A 2,661-nucleotide genomic window follows, 5' to 3' on the forward strand; every position below is an offset into this window, starting at 1 on the left:
ATGGCGTAGGCGCCCTTGGACGAGTCGAGCAGGTAGGCGGCCACGCCCACGTCGAAGAGGTTGTCGGGGTCGGTGTCCGCCGGGTCATAGGGACGCCCGTCCGCGACGGAGGCGAGCAGCGACGAGTCGACCGGATAGACGACGTGCATGAGGGCCTTGACGTCTGCACAGCCCACGCGCCAGCCGCGAAGGGCGCGCACGAGAAGCTCGCTCGCTGCGTCGCCACACATGCTTCCGCAGGCCTTCTCGCACGCGAACCAGGCCTCGAGCTCGGGCGCAAAGAGCGTGCCCTGCTCGGGCTCGGCGAGTGCCACGCCCACCCACTGGCCATCGCTGGCGGCTTGCTCGAGGGCCGAGATGAGCGCCTCGCCCTCGAGACGCTCGGGCAGCTCGAGGGCGGACACGCCGGAGCCACCCTCGCCCGCGGCACCGGCGAGCGCCAGCACGCGACCAGTCATGCTCGTGATGCCCAGCGCGCCAAAGGCCTCGCGCACCTCGGCCGGGTCGAACGTGGGGAACTTGGCGTCGGCGAGCTCGATGTCGATGGGCGCGTCGGTGCGGATCGTGGCGACCTTGCGGGAGAGCAGGGCGTCGTCGATGTGGGCGCGCAGGTTCTCGCCCATCTTGCCCTTGACCTCGTCGGCGTGGGCGATGACCTCGTCGAGCGAGCCGTACTGGCAGATGAGGGCGCTCGCCTTCTTGGGGCCGATGCCGGGCACGCCGGGGATGTTGTCGGACGTGTCGCCCTTGAGGCCGTAGAAGTCTGGCACGAGCTCGGGCGTGACGCCGTGGTAGAGGTCGTCGACGCTCTCGGGGGTCATGATGTTGACGTCGGAGACGCCCTTGCGGGTGGAGACGACGTTCACGCGCTCGGTGACGAGCTGGTACATGTCGCGGTCGCCGGTGACAAGCAGCATGTCGTAGCCGGCCACCTCGCCGCGGCGGGCCAGGGTGCCCAGGATGTCGTCGCCCTCCCAGCCCTCGAGCTCGGCCACGGGGACGTCCATGTGGCCCAGCAGCTCCTTGATCATGGGGAACTGCTCGTGCAGGATCGGGTCCATGGGCGGGCGCTGCGCCTTGTACTGGGGCAGCATCTCCATGCGCACGCGGGGCTTGCCCTTGTCGAACGCGCAGATGACACCGTCTGGCTGGAACTTCTCGACGAGCTTCACGAACATCGACAGGAAGCCGTAGATGGCGTTGGTGGGGCGGCCGTCGGGCGCGGTCATCGTGGGCGGAATGGCGTGGAAGGCGCGGTGCATGAGCGAGTTGCCGTCGACCACGGCGATGGTGCGACGGGGCTCGCCGGGAGTGGGCGCACCGGCCAGGTCGGCGCTTGTCTCGGCGGTGTCCGTTGCCGGTAGCTGCGCGTTGTTGGTCTCGTCTGCCATGGTGGGTCCTTCCCGTTGGTTTGTTCGCCCACCATTGTACGTGTGCTCGCGGGCACGCGGGCCCGAGGCGGGCGGCGTCCATGCTGTGGGGCGCGTGCGAACGGTGTTGTGTGCCTGTTGGGACCATCGAGACTACCTTGCGTGCCCAGCGCGGCAATCCTGACAACTTGCGTGCTCAACGCGACAATATGCGGCTCCCAGAGGGCCAATCTAGTCGCGATAAGCACGCAGTCACACGGGCTAGTCGCGATGGGCACGCAACTTACGAGGGGGATCGCAAGCAAGCCACATCAGGCACACGACATTCAGCTCGAAGGCGCCCGCGGCACGCCATAGGACGAGAGGAGTCGGCCCAGGTAGGCATCGTCTCTTGCCTCGGCAAACGAGAAGCGCGCCACGCGCAGGCCATAGTAGGTGAGACGAGCCTCACGGCGACGCTCGGCAAGCAGCTGGTCCCGCGCGTCGCGGTCGCCCGTCAGCCGCTTGTCGAAGGTCTTGGCACGCCCATCGAGCTCGCCCGCCACGCACCCCGCGACACCGCCGGCCAGCAGCGTTCCCGCGGCCAGGCCGCCCAGGACCTTCTCGGCATCGAGGTCAGCCGGGATCCACAGATAATCAAGACGATACGGTTGCCCCTCGCCCATGGGGTCTGCCACCGGCACCTGCAAAAGCGGCGTCGCGAACCCTAGCTCAAGCATCACGGCACGTGCATAGGACTCGCCACCGTTCTCGCTCAGGCCATCCGCGTTGAGGGCGCAGCGCAGCGCAACCTCGCGGTCTCGGGGCCTCCCCATGCCGCGAAACCCTTCCAGCAGCTCATCATTCGAGCACCCGTCCAGTGCAAGCGCTCGGTCGCACACGCCCAGACCGCGGCGAAAACCCAGCATGCGCGCAGCATCAAAGGCCGTTCGCTCCAAACTCGTTACCCTGATGCCGGCCACCTCCTCAACATCCAGGCCTGACGGCAGGCAAACACGCACAAGGGAGCGCGAGCTTGATGCATGCGCGCATCGGGGCGTCGCGGCATACGGGCGAGCTATGTAGCCGCAAGGCTCGTACAAGCCCCACGCCACCGCAGCCGACGGTCCGCAGAACACGAGCCCGGGGTTCTTAAGCTGTAACGACCGCATGATGCACAGACTTTGGTCGGTTGCGCTAAGTCCATGCCAAAGCTTTGGCTGCTCATAGCAGCCAGACGCCGGCGAGACAAGCAGCCCGCGCTTCACTCAGCGATCGAGCGTCCTTCTCGAATTATGGTCGCGGGCAACAA

2 protein-coding genes are annotated in these 2,661 nt (G+C 67.2%); both read right to left on the bottom strand.

All coding sequences use genetic code 11. The annotated features are described in order from the left end of the window. A partial coding sequence (locus AC1VTH_RS07765) for a 5'-3' exonuclease (protein WP_481335568.1) occupies nt 1-1,391 on the bottom strand: 1,391 nt, incomplete at its 3' end. Nucleotides 1,392-1,696: 305 nt separating this feature from the next. Then, on the bottom strand, nt 1,697-2,185 hold the full coding sequence (locus tag AC1VTH_RS07770) for a hypothetical protein (RefSeq protein WP_293825743.1): 489 nt from the start codon (nt 2,183-2,185) through the stop codon (nt 1,697-1,699). Nucleotides 2,186-2,661: the final 476 nt, after the last annotated feature.

This window comes from Parolsenella sp., from assembly GCF_982402205.1.

What these genes read in the sequence shown, in the direction of transcription:
- AC1VTH_RS07770 (WP_293825743.1), bottom strand. Translation starts at nt 2,185, where the DNA reads ATGGGGAGGCCCCGAGACCGCGAGGTTGCGCTGCGCTGCGCCCTCAAC.